The sequence below is a fragment of the Paenibacillus sp. 2RAB27 genome (genome assembly GCF_052115445.1).
Classification (GTDB): Bacteria; Bacillota; Bacilli; order Paenibacillales; family NBRC-103111; genus Paenibacillus_E.
The window spans coordinates 334,202-350,113 of the sequence record NZ_JBFRGR010000005.1 but is presented as its reverse complement, the minus strand read 5'-3'; the positions used below and the strand labels follow the sequence as shown (position 1 = coordinate 350,113).

Here is a 15,912-nt window from a genome sequence, read left to right as displayed (position 1 = left end):
GCGCCATTAGCTTGACGCCCAAATGTAATCGCATTGCCATCATCCTGATAGACGATCAATCCGGCCCATTCATACCCATTTGATGCATCAAACTTTACCTTGGTGGAAATGGTGAAGTCGCTAGTACCGGGACTTCTCAGAAGAATATTACTCGGTTTAGTTCCGCCCCAGCTTCCTTCGATTGTCGTTAATCTTATTGCGTCCGGACTGCTTTCTGCGTACCAATTGCTGCTGATTTCTCTTACCCATGACCAACCGCCGCTCAAGTTTTTCCCCGGACGCGGAGCTGGTTCCGGGTATTGCCCGTTATAACTGTATACTCTGACATAGTCTACAAGCATTTGTTTCGGTTTCGTCCAATCCGTCGTCGCATCAGGATTTCCCGGCCAATCGCCTCCGACCGCCAAATTCAATTGAAGATAGAACAACTGGTCGAAAGGAGCGGGGAAAGGGTAATCCGACGGTTTACTGTTGTCTTTGCTGAACCAATCATTTTTAGTTAAATAAAGAATGCCGTCGACATACCATTTGAATTCCCCTGGAGACCACTCCAAGCTGAACGTATGGAAGTCATCCGAGAATTTCTGATTATTGGGCAGAATATAATTTCCTCCCGTATGTGTCCACGGATTGCCATAATGGATTGTACCGTATACCGTGCCCGGATCATGTCCGAGAAACTCCATAATGTCGATTTCGCCACCAACCGGCCATCCACCGTAAACATTTTGGTTGGTTGGCATCATCCAAATCGCAGGCCACATTCCTTTGCCTTCCGGTAATTTGGCCCGAATTTCGTATCGACCATATTTCCAATCGCCTTTCGATTTCGTCTCCAGCTTGCCGGAAGTATATTGGCTTCCTTGATAACTTTCCTTGCGCGCTTCAATAATTAAATCCCCATTCTCAACACGGACATTCTCGGGGCGATTCGTATAATTCTGCAGCTCGTGATTGCCATAACCGCCGCCGCCTGTGGTGTAGTTCCATTTAGATGCATCTAACGTAGAATTGTTAAACTCATCATTCCACACTAACGTCCATCGAGAGTCACTTGTGGTGTCGAGAGGCGTTCCCCCTTCTCCTACGCTGCCTTCAGCGGCATAAATCGGTGATAACGACGCTACCGACGCAAACAGTACAATAACTAGAAAAGTTATAATTACTTTTTTGAATGTCAAGGTTTCACACTCCCAGACAAATTCTTATCTAAAAATCTAAGAATTAAAACAACCGCTTCTGCTCGGGTAGCGTTATCATTCGGAGCGAATAGATTATTTTCTTTCCCGTAGATCAGTCCTGCTTTGGCTGCCGCCGCAACAGATTTCTGCGCATACGCGGGAATCATTTCGACATCAGCAAAAGTCGGATTCGTCTCGGAATCTGTTTCCAAACCAAAAGCACGAACGAGAATAGTTGTTAATTCTGATCGAGTAATCGGTTGATCTCCACGGAATGTGTTGTCCTCAAACCCGTTAATGATTTTAGCTTTAACAGCCGCCGATACAGAAGGTCTCGCCCATGTCGGGATTTCGTCGAGATCGACAAACGAGAGCTCGCTTGCGTCTTCTGCCGGCAATTGCAGCGCGCGTAGTAGTATACTAACAAACTCGTTACGAGTAACATGACGTTGAGGACGGAACGTACTATCGCTGTAGCCTGTAATAATTTCAAGCTCAACAGCTCGCTGAATCGATGCCTCAGCCCAGTGCCCGGCAATGTCATTCAGCAACGGCTTGCCAATCGTTATGGACACTCGCTCCCCTACGTTATGCGATGTCTTTTCCAATTTAGAATTAACAAGACTCACATCTTTGATCTCGATTGCGGCATCCCCCTGGCCAATCGTTTGAAAGCTCAACGTGAAGAAAGTTAAGTTTCCGTTATCTCCGAGTACTTGACCTATTTTCGAGTGCGCAAATGTAAGATTGTCTCCCTTTACGATTGGACTGACTGTAAATCCTGAACCGGCGCTTTTCGCCTCTTTAAACCTCAGTCGCTCGGAATCGAACGCGATATTAAATTCATATGCAAACACATCGGTGAGGTTTGTCCCCTTGACAGTAACCTGAATCTCTTTATCAAAGTCAGCTTTGCTGCTCGTAATCAAGGCATATGAAGGAGCACCTGCGGCAAGTAACCTTTGCGGCTGCAACCAGGGAATGCATACTAATAATGCCAATCCAAGTGTCAACAATTTACTTGTCCTTCTAATCATTCCCATTTTCACCCTTTCCATATGGATCAAGGAGGACGGCAGTTTCGCCATCCTCCCCAATCTTGAATTTAATTATCTAAAAGCCAGTTGTCGAGAAGCATTCTTGCTACTGCCGCAAGGACTTGAATATCGATTTTGCCGCTATTAAAGATATCGGCTGCTTCGATTTCACTCCAGTTGGCATCTGTTGACTTCGCTCCATAATACTTAGAGATGACGGACAGATCATTGATGGTGACACTCGTTTGACCTGGAACTAGCGTAACAATCTTCGTCAGGAATGTTTGCAGTGCCGTATTCACATCTGTTGTCGCCGTGTTCACTTGCGTCTGCGTTGCCGCCGAACTGTTTAATACTGCGTTAGCGCTCGTTATAGCCGCCTGCAATGCCGCTCTCGCAGCCGCCGGATATTGACCGAYTTTGGTGCCTTCGGTCACTGCATCATRCTTGCTTTGCGCAGCTGTAATCGCTTTGCTCARTGCTGATTTGTCTACAGTACCAGRATCGGTGTRTACYGAATTATTGAACGTTGTCAACGCCGCATTTAGAGCACTCATTGCATCCGCAACTTCCGATTGGGTTGATGCTGCGTTATCACGCACTGCTTTGGCGTTGTTAATAGCTGTCTGTAACATCGCTTTCGATCCGTTCGGATACTGGCCGATATTATTTCCTTCCGTCGCTGAATCATGCTTGCTCTGAGCAGCAATAATCGCAGCGTTCAATTCCGCTTTATCCACATCTTTAATTTGAATGCTTAGAGATACTCCGGTAACTGGCGTACCCGAACCTGCGAGGGAAACGTTAAAGTCGGATAACGACACCGTTGTTTCCCCTGCTGCAACCCCCACTTTGGTTTTGGCGTGTATGGTTAACAGATTTCCAATCGTACTAATCGCGGTGTCATTTCCCTCGCTGGCCATAATGATTCGAATCTGGCCTTTATCGGCCTTGATCGCGGTCGCCAACACCTTGAAATGATTTCTTAGTGAGCTCAGGGCACCGTCAGTCAAGGAGAGAGAACCGTTGCTATTCGTTACTGTGTCGAACTCCAACAAGTTCGGATCATAATTCAGAATGACATCGAGCGTAGTGAAGCTTGAGAGCAAGCTGCTCACGCCAACAGTCAAATCGAATTGCTGTTGTTGATAGACAGCCTTCGGACCGATTAATGTAGCTGCAGTTACATTTTCAATTTGCCCGCTGATGGTGATACTCGCTTCTCCTTTTACACCTGAGCTGTCATTGGCTGTCGCAATGACTTTCACCACACCATCCTTAATAGCGGTTAACAATCCTCCGCTACTAATCGTCGCTTTATCCGTTGCCGTTCCGTCCGCGTTGACGACGGACCAAGTGAAAGTTTTATCAACGGCATTCGCAGGCCATACATCTGCAGACATTTGCAATGTGCCGCTTTTCGTCGTTATCGCTGATACTCCGCCCGCTCCGGATACAGTGATGGAAGAAACTTCTTTTTCAATTTGTCCGCTGATGGTGATATTCGCTTCTCCTTTAACACCTGAGCTGTCATGGGCTGTTGCGATGACTTTCACCACACCATCCTTAACTGCGGTTAACAATCCTCCAGCACTGATCGTCGCTTTATCCGTTGCCGTTCCGTCCGCGTTGACGACGGACCAAGTGAATGTTTTATCAACGGCATTCGCAGGCCATACATCTGCAGACATTTGCAGTGTGCCGGCTTTCGTTGTTATCGCTGATGCTCCGCCCGCTCCAGATACAGTGATGGAAGAAACTTCTCCTAGTTGGCCAGTGATGTTGATCGTAGCGTCTCCGGTTCGTCCAGATCCGTCAATGGCTGTAGCAATGACTTTTACCTGTCCATTCTTAACTGCGGTTAACACTCCTGCAGTGCTGATGGTCGCCTTATCGGTAGCAGTTCCATCCACGTTCATAACGGACCAGGTGACTGATTTGTTATCCGCATTAGCAGGCAATACTGTTGCAGACATTTGCAATGTGCCATTCAAAGCAGTGATAGCCGTTGCTCCGCCTGTTCCCGTAACAGCAATAGAACTAACAGGATTCCAATAGGGGATAATGCTGCCGTTCAAAGTGAAATTCGTAAATTCTGCCGTTCTGACAGGGATAGCCGTATTAAGCTTCCTTGTAAAAATGCCGACTTTGGGATTTGTTAAAGCAATGTCGAACGAATCGGCCACCTGCGTCCAAGTATCTCCGTCGCTGCTGTAATACCCCTTGTAAACCGTACCTACTTTTTCAATTTTCAAATAAATATCCTTTGGATAGACGGGGTCATCGTAGTTTTTATCCGTTTGCCCGCCAGATTTGATCTGAGAGAACCTCAGCTGATTGGCGGCAGGGCTACCGTTTGCTTGCCTTCCCAATGTAATCGCATTGCTATCATCCTGGTAGATGATCAAACCGGCCCACTCAAAACCGTTTTTCGCATCAAAATTCAACTTCGTGGAGATTGTTATGTCGCCTGCGACGGGACCTCTAAGAAGGATATTACTCGGTTTAGATCCGCCCCAGCTTCCTTCGATTGTCGTTAATCTCATGCCGTTAGCATTATTGGATACGGTCGCCCAATCTGCTTGGCTTTCCCTCACCCATGACCATCCACTGGCTAATAAAACTGTCTGGCCTATTATGGTGATGGTTTTCTCGCCTTTTACGCCGGAATTGTCGTTAGCTGAAGCGATAACCTTCACTGCTCCGTCTTTAAGAGCGGTTAACAAGCCTTCGGCACTAATCTTAGCTTTATCCGTTGTTGTACCATCCGTATTCACGACGGACCAAGTAACTGTTGTAACGTCCGCATTCGCAGGCGCTACTGACGCAGTTAGTTGTAAAGTGCCGCTTTTTGATGCAATCGTTGATACGTCGCCTGAAGAGGATACGATGATCGCAGAAACTTTCATGAATTGATTGCTAATAGTGATTGTTGCTTCGCCTTTCACTCCTGTACCGTCTTTGGCTGTCGCGATGACTTTCACCGTTCCGTCATCAAAGGCCGTTAACAATCCTAAAGAATCAATCGTAGCCTTGTTCGTTGCCTTACCGTCCGTGCCCACGACCGACCAAGTGATATTCTTATTCTCTGCATTCGAAGGCATTACCGCAGCAGACATTTGTAGAGTGCCGCCTTTTGTTGTGATCGCCGTTGCGTTGTTAGCTCCGGTTACTACAATACCCGTTACGGGTACGCTCGGTCCAACCGCTACGGTAATAACAGCTTTTGCCTTGAACGCACTGCCAGCAATCGTTCCATTTACAGTAAAGCTTCCTGCAGCAGCGTATTGGGAAGGGTCGATGCTATCCCAGGTAACAGGTACCATTCTCGTACTGTTATCGTTGTACACTTGTGCGACTAATGCAGGTAACACGGGTGCAATCTTAGCAATAATGTCTATTGCTATATCTTTAACGCTTAGAATTGTTCTTGGAACATAATCTGTCAATCTCAGATTTTGTCCTCCAACGGTTACCGCACCACCCATGTTGTTCACAATATGAGTGATCTCACTTCCAGCCATACCGCTTAAGAAAACAGTCGTCGCATGGTGGACCTTAACGCCTGGCTTATCCGGGACTTCTATTGCACTTTCAAGCTTCACAGGTGCATCCCTAAAGAAGGAATATACTCCCAATCCGTAAGCTTCATGTTGATTCACCGAGTCCGCGACTTTGTAGCCTGCATAACCCTTAACAGTCCCATAGTTGCTCATCCAGCTTTCTTGATCCGGGACGTCATAAGGAATTTCACATTGATAAAAATACATCTTCCCGCGTTCACCATTCCAAAGCGTCTGATACTCATGGAAATGCTCTACAAAAAGGCCGAATATCGTTACGTCATTTCCATTTACGATCATCCCATTGGTCGTTAGATTTGAATTCCATGCAGCACCCGTGCCGTGATCTGCGCGCCATACCCAGAAATGGTCGCCAATGACGTAGTTGCTGTTGATTTCGATACATACTTCGGCTAAGGCAAGAGCATCACCGCCTACTCTAAAGTAGAGGTCGTGAAGAGAAGTTGGATTAGCCGAGTGATCAGCTGAACTGCCCTTTGGTCCAACCTCCAATAATACAGGCGAGCTGGTAGACCCAGCTTCAAACAGAAGTCCAGCAATTTTAACTCCATCAACATCAGCAACTTGCAGCGCCACAGATCCGTTGTCTGAGTGCAAAGTAGCAAGTCCCAGGCCTAACACAACCGTGTTTGGATTCGATACTACGATCGGTTTGCTTAAATGATATACACCTGGAGTAAGCAGCAGGTGCTTACCTTGGCTAAGTGCGGCATTGACATTATCTACGTTGAAAGTATCCACGTCTGCGATATAGAACTGATCGATCGGAATGGAAGTTCCATCCGCAGGTCCGTTCGCCCAACTGGTTCCTTGCGCAGCACGGGAAACATTCGGAACGAAAACGCTGTATTTATCGGACGCGTCAATGGTGAGGAAAGGTTTTTCCCGAATAATCGGCGTTTGATCGACGATTGTATATGCGTTTGTTGGGTAGTTCTCTACCGGATTATTCGTGTTCCCAACAAGCGTCATATTCCAGAGTGAACCTGCCCATTCACCCCAACTGTTATTTCTGGAAAACCACTGCTGTTGTGATCCAGGAACCACTCTTCCATCGATCTTGGAATCGGATAGGAAGCCACCGCTTGCCCATCCTCCTACATCATGAAGCGACAGATTTCCTTTAACGTGCAGACGTCTCATGGATGCGGCCTGCGATACCGCATATTTCATATCTCCACCTTGGGGCGTTACGGCGAGGTTCTCAATGGATCGCCAGAAGTTTTGAGTAGCATTGTGGTTCGTCATCCAGTTGGCATCAACCGTTACCCCACCATTGATAGTGACATCGTCGGGCATTTTCCCCAGACCGGCAACATGCGTGTAGAAGCCAACTCTAACTGCCGTGCTGTATGCGCCTGGTTTAAAGAGAAGCGCGTATCTTTCGGAACCAAATTGATTCGTTTCTTGTTTAGTAAACACGTTAGTAGCAATCGTCTGAATGTCTGCTGCTGGCATAGCCGGATCAAATACATAGACATTCTTACCAAAGTCAGGCAGCGTTAAAGCGGCAATTGCTGTAGACAATGCTGATTCTACGCCTCCGCTCACGGAAGAAACTTTGTAGAAATATCTAGTATTAGGTGTCAAGCCCGTATCTAAGTAGTTGTATGTCATTATCGCTGCGGTATTAATCTTATTGAATGTTCCGTCGCTGCTCGTGGAACGGTAGACGTTATAGCTTGTTGCGCCGGGCACGGTTGTCCAAGCCATGCTTACTGTTTTTGTCGTAGTCGTACTTATACCGAATTGATCAGGTAGAGTTGCTGCAAATACTGCAGCTGACATTGCTGATTCTCCGTCTATGCCGACCGCTGTAATTTTGTAGTAAAATCCAGAGTTTGCGGGCAATGCCGTATCTACAAAGCTGGTTGAGGCAATGGCTGTCGTATTGATCTTGACGAATGTACCGTTACTGGTTTTCGAACGATATACGTTATAGCTGTCCGCACGAGCTACGATTGCCCAGCTCAGAGTAGCGGAATTCGTTGTTGTTGAATCGACGGATGGTGTTGCGGGTGCATCTGGCGCACCTAGAGAGGTGCGGATCTTGAATGTTTCGTTGATACCTATTGTAGCGCTGGATGCGGTCAAATAGGGACCATTAGCATTCGAGGTATTAACCGATATATACAATTTTTTACCGCCAATACTTTTGTTCGCCTTTATCGCTACAAATCCAGTCTCAACCCCATTGCCATCCTTTAATTTTTCAATATAGAATTTTTCCCAGCTAGTGGTTGTCACTCCTGGTGCTGCTTTTGTTGGCTTCAATGCATCGGTTTGAATAACCTCAGTACCGACTTTGTAATCTTCTGTGGTAAGGAACATATTGTTCGCCTTAGACTTAATATTGATTGAGCCATCAAGATTTCCATTACTATCTTTACCGTCAACTATCACAAATGATTCAGCATCAGCTGCTGTGATGTTATTGGCTGTACTGTCAGCTGTAATCCCATTAAGACCAGAAGCTCTTACCATTTTTGAATTGGCCGACGCAGTAATATAAGAATAATCTTTAGCGATATACGCGTGGGAAACACCAGGCGTAGTCATGAAAAGGCTTACATTTAAAGACAAAGCTAGAATGATAGATAAACCTCTTCTCAGCATTTAAAAAACCTCCAACGAATGAATTAGTCATGACTCTTTACTTTGATGCTGATTACCTTAAATGGAAGTTCCGAAGCACCGTCCTTTCCTGTTATGTATTCTCCACCAATCCGATATGTATCATTATCACTCGCTTGTATATACAAAATGTATCATTGATTCTGCAAATGTACAACTTCTTTCCACCGCATAATTATTCATTTCTCATCATTTATAAGAATCTAGAATCATTCATTTTGATATTTTTCTCATTAATTATTACCCCACACCTTACCTTAGATTGGAAACCGAACCGACTTGCATCATTTCATTTAGTAAACGGTTACATTCCTTTCACCGATCACCCTCTCTTATTCCAAAAGTAGGATACTGTCTCGTAGTTGATATCTTCATCATAGAGAAATATCGCTTTCATTGAAAGCGGTAAACTTAAGAAGAATAGGAGATTAATTCAAGGTATTGGCTGCATTTTACAAGCTATTTTCAACCTAAAAACTTAATGTAACTTGATTCGATAACCTTCGACTCAGACTGCTAAATTATGCAAATATCACAAAAAAGCCGAGGTGCACACTTATTGATGTGATCTCGGCTTTTCCTGTTAAGCAATACGCGTGGCGGCTAACTGGTAATAGGCTTCACCAAATAATCATCGACGCCTAAGTTAAAACCTCTCAATTTATCGATGTCCGATCGCAACGCCATAGATCCCGCCTTTGATTTTATCCAATAAGTCTGTTCTGTTCATATTCATTACTCCCTTCCCCCACTACCTGTATGCGTCATTATACATTCAATCAAGCTATGATATATATGATATATCTTCAAAATATGACTTACTTTCTCGGCTCTCTCCTCGAGAGTTCCTTGTAATAGGAAATATGGGATTTGTCTCATTTTGAGATCAGCAATAATCTGCTTCTGGAACACAAACCGCTGCACCTCTCCCGATCGATCCCAAGTATCTTCATAAGGAATATCGGTATCGCAAACAAAAACAAGCTCATACCGCGACGCCGCGTCCACTGCCAGTTGAGTCAAACGTGGCGTAGCCGTACCATGATAGTAATGAGAAAACATATACGTTGTAATCGCGTTGGTGTCTACGAAGAGAACATCTCGCGCTTCTTTCACAAGAAGCTCCTCTCTTTCCAAATGCCCCTCCGCGATCTCCTCTAGCTGCTCTAACGATAATCTGCGGTCCATCTGATGCTTCTCCCAATATTCCCGTCCGTACTCCGCCATCCAACCTGTATGCATCTGTTTCGCCATGTGAGCGGTAAGTGTGGATTTCCCTGTTGAGGGAGCCCCAAGAAATACGACTTTTGCAATCATATCTTTATATACAACCGGACTCAGAAACTTTCTATTGTCAAAAGGGTTCCCCCTCACTTGCGTGCCCGAAACTGGAAACGTGTTCCGATCTGGATCCACCTGGCGATTCACCGCTCCCAAAGCCGCGCTCATGTGATCACCATAAAACTCACTGGAGTAAAAATGTGTGATCTTCCGCCCCGCAAGCTTCTGCAGGATATAGGTCTCATGCATCCTTTTAATCTCAGGCGTATCGCCTATTTCATTAGAACCGTCCCATGCTTCGATCACATGCACCTGCGGATAAAGGGTACGAATCCAATTGGATCGCACACGCAAAGGTATATGCGTCGTTTCGGGACAATCGTAGATGACAACAATCACTTCATCCATCTCCTTGATCGCCGTTTCGATCATGAATTGATGTCCCGCGTGCAGAGGTGCAAACTTCCCAAGTGTTAAGCCTGTTCTGTGTTGTGACATGTGAGTTCCCTCCGATCTACCATGTGTAACGCCCGTCTCCATCCAACATAGCCAGCAATAGCGATAAACAAGAAAATAAGGTATAGGAAGGCAACAGCATACAAATCTTTGTAAGCATACATGGCTACCGACATCACGTCGACAGCAATCCAGATGAGCCAATTCTCTAGCACTTTTGACGAAAGTAGATACTGGGCTATGAGGCTTAAAGTAGCAATGAACGCATCCGCATAAGGAATCGAGGCATCCGTGTATGTTTGCAGGACATAACCCCAAAGCAGGGTCATCACCACCAGTAACACACTTAATATGAACGTGAGTCGTGATGTTATTTTTCTAGTCGGACGTACCTTGGTACCTTCTCTTTTTGTCAGCCACATGATCCAACCATACACGCTTAGTATGAAAAAGAACACCTGCAGCATCGTATCCGCATATAGTTTCGCTTCCCAAAACATCACGAAGAAACAACCCACATTGACCAGTCCAACTGGCCAAGACCATACATTCTCCTTCGCTGTTAACCATACGCACAACAAGCCTGTCGTCGTCGCGACGATTTCGATTGCTGTTGATGAGGTGTAGATCGCAATGGCGACCATACAGACGAATAGTGCCAAGAATGACCATGCTTTTCTCATACGTAACGCCTCCTTAAGATTAACTCCAAATGAATAATACTATCAATATGACATTATCAAAAGGTAAAAAAGAACCGCCTAGCTGTAAATCGACAGCTGCGGCGTCAGATCCGTAAAGCGATAGAGCTGTGCGGCTCTCTGCGAGTAGCGATTGGAAAGCTTCGGTTCTCCGTTACGATCCACCGCTTCTTCAATAATGCCTTTGCGGCTTTGCGTAGACGTAATTTTACGAATGAAGTTGCTTTCCTCAAAATGCGGCACGACCGTTTGAATCACTTGATACAGTTCACCAATCGTGAATTCTTCGGGAAGAAATTCCTTGGCAATGGTTGTCGTTAGCATCTTTTTCTGAATCTGATGCAAGGCGTCCGTCAATATCTGCCTATGATCAAAAGCCAACTCTAACTTTAGCGCTTCCTCAATCGTAAACAGTTGCACATCTGAAGCGTCTGTGTCGGCACGTCTTTCAGACAACATTTTCTCATGGACTAAAGCGAAGAAGGCATGAGAAATGATCCATCCTCTCGGATCACGTCCCGGTTCACTATAGACGTTTAAATATTCCATATGAACATCCACGATGCCGGTTTCTTCCTGCAATTCTCGTTTCGCGCAAGTGTACATACTCTCTGACTCTTGGCAAAACCCACCAGGTAACGCCCACTGGCCCTCAAACGGCCATTGTTTTCTTTGAATCAGCAGGACCTGTAAGTCCCGAATGGGCAGCGCCTTTTTAGTTGTATGCTTCTCGGTAGATGTAATCGTGAAGATGACAATATCACTCGGTGCACCGTCTGGTGTCCGATACTTCTGGGAGGAGTAGTTCGACTCTTTTTCGTTCGTGTCCAATGTGACACCTGCTTTCACAACTTTAATGTCGATTTGATATTATCATTATGACATATTAAAAGGAGATGTCAAGTGGATTATCGCCACTTTAACATCAAGGTGGATTTGAATACTATGAATTACATTTTACCATGTTCAGAGGAAATAAATGAAAACCAGAAAAGACCCAACTCCATATATGACATGGGGTTGAGTCTTACATCAATCGTATTTATCTTCATCCACTCGTTCTACACGATCCAGAATTAATTCCAGTTCCGTTTCCAAATTCAAATGCAAAGGAGCAGGCAATAGGTCGAAAATATCTTGGATCATCTCCATTTCAAGCATACTATCCATGGTTAGAGGCATGGGATCTTGACGGAGTACCCAATCACGGACGGTATCAATGAATACATAGAAGGAAGATTGGAATTGATCGGCCACAGCTTCTTTCTCATCGCTTTGATAGGAGGTCATGGTCTGCCAGTTATGAAGAGTTATGTCTAAAGCTTGTTTGACTGTGGGATCCATAGGACTCTCCTTATGCCTGACCTTGCGCAATTTCAGTGAGCCGCTCTTTAATATTTTCCGTACAAACACCACCATGATAAGTGATGACAGTTTCAATGTCATAGTCCAGTAACTTTGCTACCGATTCAAGCGCTAACGGCATATCCGGCGTGAACTGAGGATTCGGGGGCATTAGCACACCATCTTGTGACGTAAGCGCGTCCCCGGCAATTAATGTTTTGCTGCCTAGGTGGTACAGACTGATATGATCTGGCGTATGTCCAGGCGTAAAAATAACTTGAATGCCTCCGCCATAAGGGAGGACGTCCCCATCCTGAAGCGTTACATCTACTTTAGTTGGCGTAGCCAAAATCTTGCGTTTAACCAAGGGCACTTCCCCTTGAATATAAGGTTTACCTAGTTCGTGCGCCAGCACTTCGATCCGTCCTTCTGCAGCGCCCACCAGCTCTGGCAGGCTGCCAATGTGATCCATGTCCTGGTGAGTAATGATGATTTTCGTCAGCTTTTCAAAAGGACAGAATGCCTCCGCAAGTTTGTCTCGTATAAGCCCTAGCTGGCCAGGGATTCCCGTATCGACGAGAATGACTTCCTGCTCGTCCCAAAGTAATGCCGCGTGTACAGTGAATGGATTCCCATTGACATCCATATCCAAAATAAACGGTTGAATTCCTGCTTGATCTCCCATTCCTACACCTCCAGAATATTTATCAAACGAATAATTCCATTGTAAGGGTTAGCAAATGTAAGATCAATTTTTGCAGTTTTATCACGCTGAACCCTATACCGATTTATTTTTCCATAAAATCCTATATACTAGTAATTAAATGGGTAATGGGGGCGATCCTATTATGACTGAGTTCATGTCTTTTTCCGCCACTGAGAATTTAACTACGATTCCTGGAAGGTTGATTTCCGGCCATTATCGTCAGTCCTTTGGTTACAAAGTTAAACGGTCCAATGGTACGAAAGATTATTATTTGACCTTGACGTTAAAGGGGACAGGTTTATTTAACAACGGTAAAGAAACCTACGAATGCCAGCAGAATGAGGTTACTTTAATTACACCAGGCACCCCCCATTTTTACGGAACGCCAGAGAACACGCTATGGGAGTTTTATTGGTGTCATTTTGTCCCGAAGGAAGAATGGTTACCGCTTTTACAGCTGCCAGAGGCGATTAAGGGCATACGATTAGCTCGCTTTCATTCCGAAAATGAGTCGCTTCAGGTAACTAGCGCTTTTAACGAATTAGTTCAATACAACGATGAAACAGATTTCTACTCCGAAAGATTCGCTAGCAACGCACTAGAAAAAATCCTCCTTCTCCTGTCCAAAAGTGCTATGCAAACCGAATATCCGCTCGATTCGCGCATAGCGCGTACGCTAGCGCTGATTACACAACACTATAATCACCCTTATACGGTTGCTGAACTAGCTGCGTTGGTTAACTTATCCCCTTCTAGGTTCGCCCATCTCTTTAAAAGACAGACCGGTGAATCCGTTATGGACATGTTAAATAAAATTCGACTTCGCCAAGCTAGGAAGCTCATAGAAACGACTTCACTAACGATGGCCGAAATCGCGGAGGAAGTCGGGTTCAATCATCCCTTTTATTTCTCTCGCCAGTTTTCTGCTTTCTATGGGACATCCCCTGCCCTATGTAGAAAGCGTATTCAACAGTTAAGAATGGAATAAAAGAAGCGCCGGAGTAACCCGAACGCTTCTCTCATTCTCACTTTATGGTGTGGTATAGATATTCGGCTGCGTTGGTGTGGCCATGCCTGTTCCGAGATAGTAACTCGTGTGAGGCGGTTGGTTGTAAGCTACATTTTGCCAAGCGATATCCAGACGATAAAGCGGATCATGCATTAAAGTCCACAGGCGTGTCGTTGTTTCATAAGGAGTTGCATAGATGCGTAAAGCTGAGCTGTCCGATTTCCGCCAAATGACCTCTTCACGCCAATCGCCGAATAGATCGGCTTGCAAGCTTGGATTGCCTTTCGTGTAGTTATTCGAATTGGTTCCTGTTGCGGTTAATAAAGTCGTTGTATTGAGAGCTGTGTAGTTCCATTTATCAATGCGTCCAACCCCATTCGTGCCATCCCAATTATGATCAAGAAGCTCACGGGAAACATCGCCATCCCACCAGATACCAAAATTAATGGATGAAGGGGTCGTGGAGCTGATTTTGGTACCATTAATTTGGTATAGCCCGACACCGTTGCTGGCCCATACTTCTTCGCCGGCATACCGTGGGTCAATATCAGCAGACATGCCTCTTCCCGTATCAGCGCCTGTATTCACTCCCCACTTGATGGCGCCAGTTCCTGCATTCCACACGGCTGCGCCGTAGGTAGCGCTAGTACTTTCCATCACTTTGAATACTTCAAGTCCCGCACTGTTCGGATCCAAATCGCCGACATGAAGGGCATCGCCATGCCCTAACGCTGTGTTGTATTTCTTAGCTCCGTTATCATCAATCGTCATCGCGCCATAGACGATTTCATCCTTGCCATCACCGTCAACGTCGGCGGCTGTTAAGTTGTGGTTCCCTTGCCCTGCATAGGCCGAATTGCCTGAGGTGTTGCTGTCAAATGTCCATAATTTGGATAGTGTTCCACCACGCCAATTGTACGCTACTAGAACCGTTCTTGTGTAATATCCGCGTGCCATGACGATGCTGGGCTTCTGCCCATCCAGATAGGCGACCGTCGCTAAGAAGCGATCTACCCGGTTGCCGTACGTATCGCCCCAATCGCCGACTGTGCCACGTGGCGGCTCATAGCTCGTCGAAGTCAATGCCTTTCCTGTCGCTCCTTCAAAGATCGTTAAAAATTCTGGCCCACTCAGAACTCTACCCACACTGTTTCGATAGTCCACCGTTGAGCTGCCAATAACTACGCCAGTGCCGTCTTTCGTTCCATCGGCTGTTTTCATGGCGATTTCCGCTTTGCCATCTCCATCTAAATCGTAGACCATGAATTGCGTATAGTGAGCGCCAGCCCGAATATTTTTACCCATACTGATCCGCCATAACCGCGTACCATTCAGTTTATAAGCATCGACAAACACTTCACCCGTATAGCCATCCTGTGAATTATCTTTGGAATTCGTAGGATCCCATTTCAAAATGATTTCATATTGGCCGTCTCCGTCCACATCGCCAACACTTGCATCATTAGCGTTATAGGTGTAGCTGACACCGTCTGGTGTCGTGCCGCCCGCAGGTTTCTGTATCGGCACATCCAAATAGTTGTTCGCCCATGGCGTAGCTGCAGCTGATGCGGTCTGCTCCACGCCGCCAACAACAGCTTTGACCGTGTAACTGGAGCTCGTTGTACCCGAATTATCTTGATAATTCGTGCTTGTCGTGATCGGTGAAGCATTGAGCTTAACGCCATTTCGATAGACGTTGAACGACGTGCTAGCTGCCTCCGTACCGAGAAGTCGCCAACTGACGAGGACGCCTGTGCTGACCTTAACTGCCACTAGACCGCGGTCTAATTTCTCCATTTGCCTTGCAACCGCTGCCTGTGCGGAAGGTGCCTGGATACCGAAAGAAGAAATGAGGAGTGAGCTTAATGTAATGAAGCAAGTTGCTTTAATCAGTTGCTTTGCATGTTTAAACATTTCTACAACCTCCAGGTAGTCAATATAGATCTACATTCACTTTGCCTCGGGACATCTGAGAACTT

10 protein-coding genes are annotated in these 15,912 nt (G+C 45.8%); 1 reads left to right on the top strand and 9 read right to left on the bottom strand.

Translation table 11 applies throughout. The annotated features are described in order from the left end of the window. The 8 genes from AB4114_RS10525 to AB4114_RS10490 form a co-directional block, all read right to left on the bottom strand. A partial coding sequence (locus tag AB4114_RS10525; RefSeq protein WP_441988412.1) for a family 16 glycosylhydrolase occupies positions 1-1,181 on the bottom strand: 1,181 nt, incomplete at its 3' end. Next, a complete protein-coding gene (locus tag AB4114_RS10520) occupies positions 1,178-2,218 on the bottom strand; it encodes an S-layer homology domain-containing protein (RefSeq protein WP_441988411.1) in 1,041 nt (346 codons plus the stop codon). The genes AB4114_RS10520 and AB4114_RS10525, both read right to left, overlap by 4 nt. A 68-nt stretch (positions 2,219-2,286) precedes the next feature. Next, positions 2,287-8,418, bottom strand: a complete 6,132-nt coding sequence (locus tag AB4114_RS10515) for an Ig-like domain-containing protein (protein WP_441988410.1) — start codon at positions 8,416-8,418, stop codon at positions 2,287-2,289. 753 nt (positions 8,419-9,171) lie between these two features. Further along, the gene (locus tag AB4114_RS10510) at positions 9,172-10,215 is read right to left on the bottom strand and encodes an AAA family ATPase (RefSeq protein WP_441988409.1); all 1,044 of its coding nucleotides are present in this window, start codon (positions 10,213-10,215) and stop codon (positions 9,172-9,174) included. Further along, positions 10,191-10,856 (bottom strand): nicotinamide riboside transporter PnuC, encoded by a 666-nt coding sequence (gene pnuC, locus AB4114_RS10505; RefSeq protein ID WP_441988408.1) that lies wholly within the window; start codon positions 10,854-10,856, stop codon positions 10,191-10,193. Before pnuC ends, AB4114_RS10510 begins: the two co-directional genes overlap by 25 nt. Before the next feature lie 78 nt (positions 10,857-10,934). Further along, the gene (locus AB4114_RS10500; RefSeq protein ID WP_441988407.1) at positions 10,935-11,705 is read right to left on the bottom strand and encodes an NUDIX domain-containing protein; all 771 of its coding nucleotides are present in this window, start codon (positions 11,703-11,705) and stop codon (positions 10,935-10,937) included. A 201-nt stretch (positions 11,706-11,906) separates the two neighbouring features. Then, a complete protein-coding gene (locus AB4114_RS10495) occupies positions 11,907-12,218 on the bottom strand; it encodes a hypothetical protein (protein WP_441988406.1) in 312 nt (103 codons plus the stop codon). Positions 12,219-12,228: 10 nt separating this feature from the next. Beyond that, positions 12,229-12,903: an MBL fold metallo-hydrolase gene (locus tag AB4114_RS10490; protein ID WP_441988405.1), complete on the bottom strand. Its 675-nt coding sequence runs from the start codon at positions 12,901-12,903 to the stop codon at positions 12,229-12,231. Between the two features lie 163 nt (positions 12,904-13,066). On the opposite strand from AB4114_RS10490, the gene AB4114_RS10485 reads away from it, so the two are divergent. Beyond that, positions 13,067-13,912, top strand: a complete 846-nt coding sequence (locus AB4114_RS10485; protein ID WP_441988404.1) for a helix-turn-helix domain-containing protein — start codon at positions 13,067-13,069, stop codon at positions 13,910-13,912. 42 nt (positions 13,913-13,954) lie between these two features. On the opposite strand, the gene AB4114_RS10480 is transcribed toward AB4114_RS10485, so the two are convergent. After that, positions 13,955-15,847, bottom strand: a complete 1,893-nt coding sequence (locus tag AB4114_RS10480; RefSeq protein ID WP_441988403.1) for a rhamnogalacturonan lyase — start codon at positions 15,845-15,847, stop codon at positions 13,955-13,957. Positions 15,848-15,912 lie beyond the last annotated feature (65 nt).

What these genes read in the sequence shown, in the direction of transcription:
- AB4114_RS10520 (WP_441988411.1), bottom strand. Translation starts at nt 2,218, where the DNA reads ATGATTAGAAGGACAAGTAAATTGTTGACACTTGGATTGGCATTATTA.
- AB4114_RS10510 (WP_441988409.1), bottom strand. Translation starts at nt 10,215, where the DNA reads ATGTCACAACACAGAACAGGCTTAACACTTGGGAAGTTTGCACCTCTG.
- pnuC (WP_441988408.1), bottom strand. Translation starts at nt 10,856, where the DNA reads ATGAGAAAAGCATGGTCATTCTTGGCACTATTCGTCTGTATGGTCGCC.
- AB4114_RS10495 (WP_441988406.1), bottom strand. Translation starts at nt 12,218, where the DNA reads ATGGATCCCACAGTCAAACAAGCTTTAGACATAACTCTTCATAACTGG.
- AB4114_RS10490 (WP_441988405.1), bottom strand. Translation starts at nt 12,903, where the DNA reads ATGGGAGATCAAGCAGGAATTCAACCGTTTATTTTGGATATGGATGTC.
- AB4114_RS10485 (WP_441988404.1), top strand. Translation starts at nt 13,067, where the DNA reads ATGACTGAGTTCATGTCTTTTTCCGCCACTGAGAATTTAACTACGATT.
- AB4114_RS10480 (WP_441988403.1), bottom strand. Translation starts at nt 15,847, where the DNA reads ATGTTTAAACATGCAAAGCAACTGATTAAAGCAACTTGCTTCATTACA.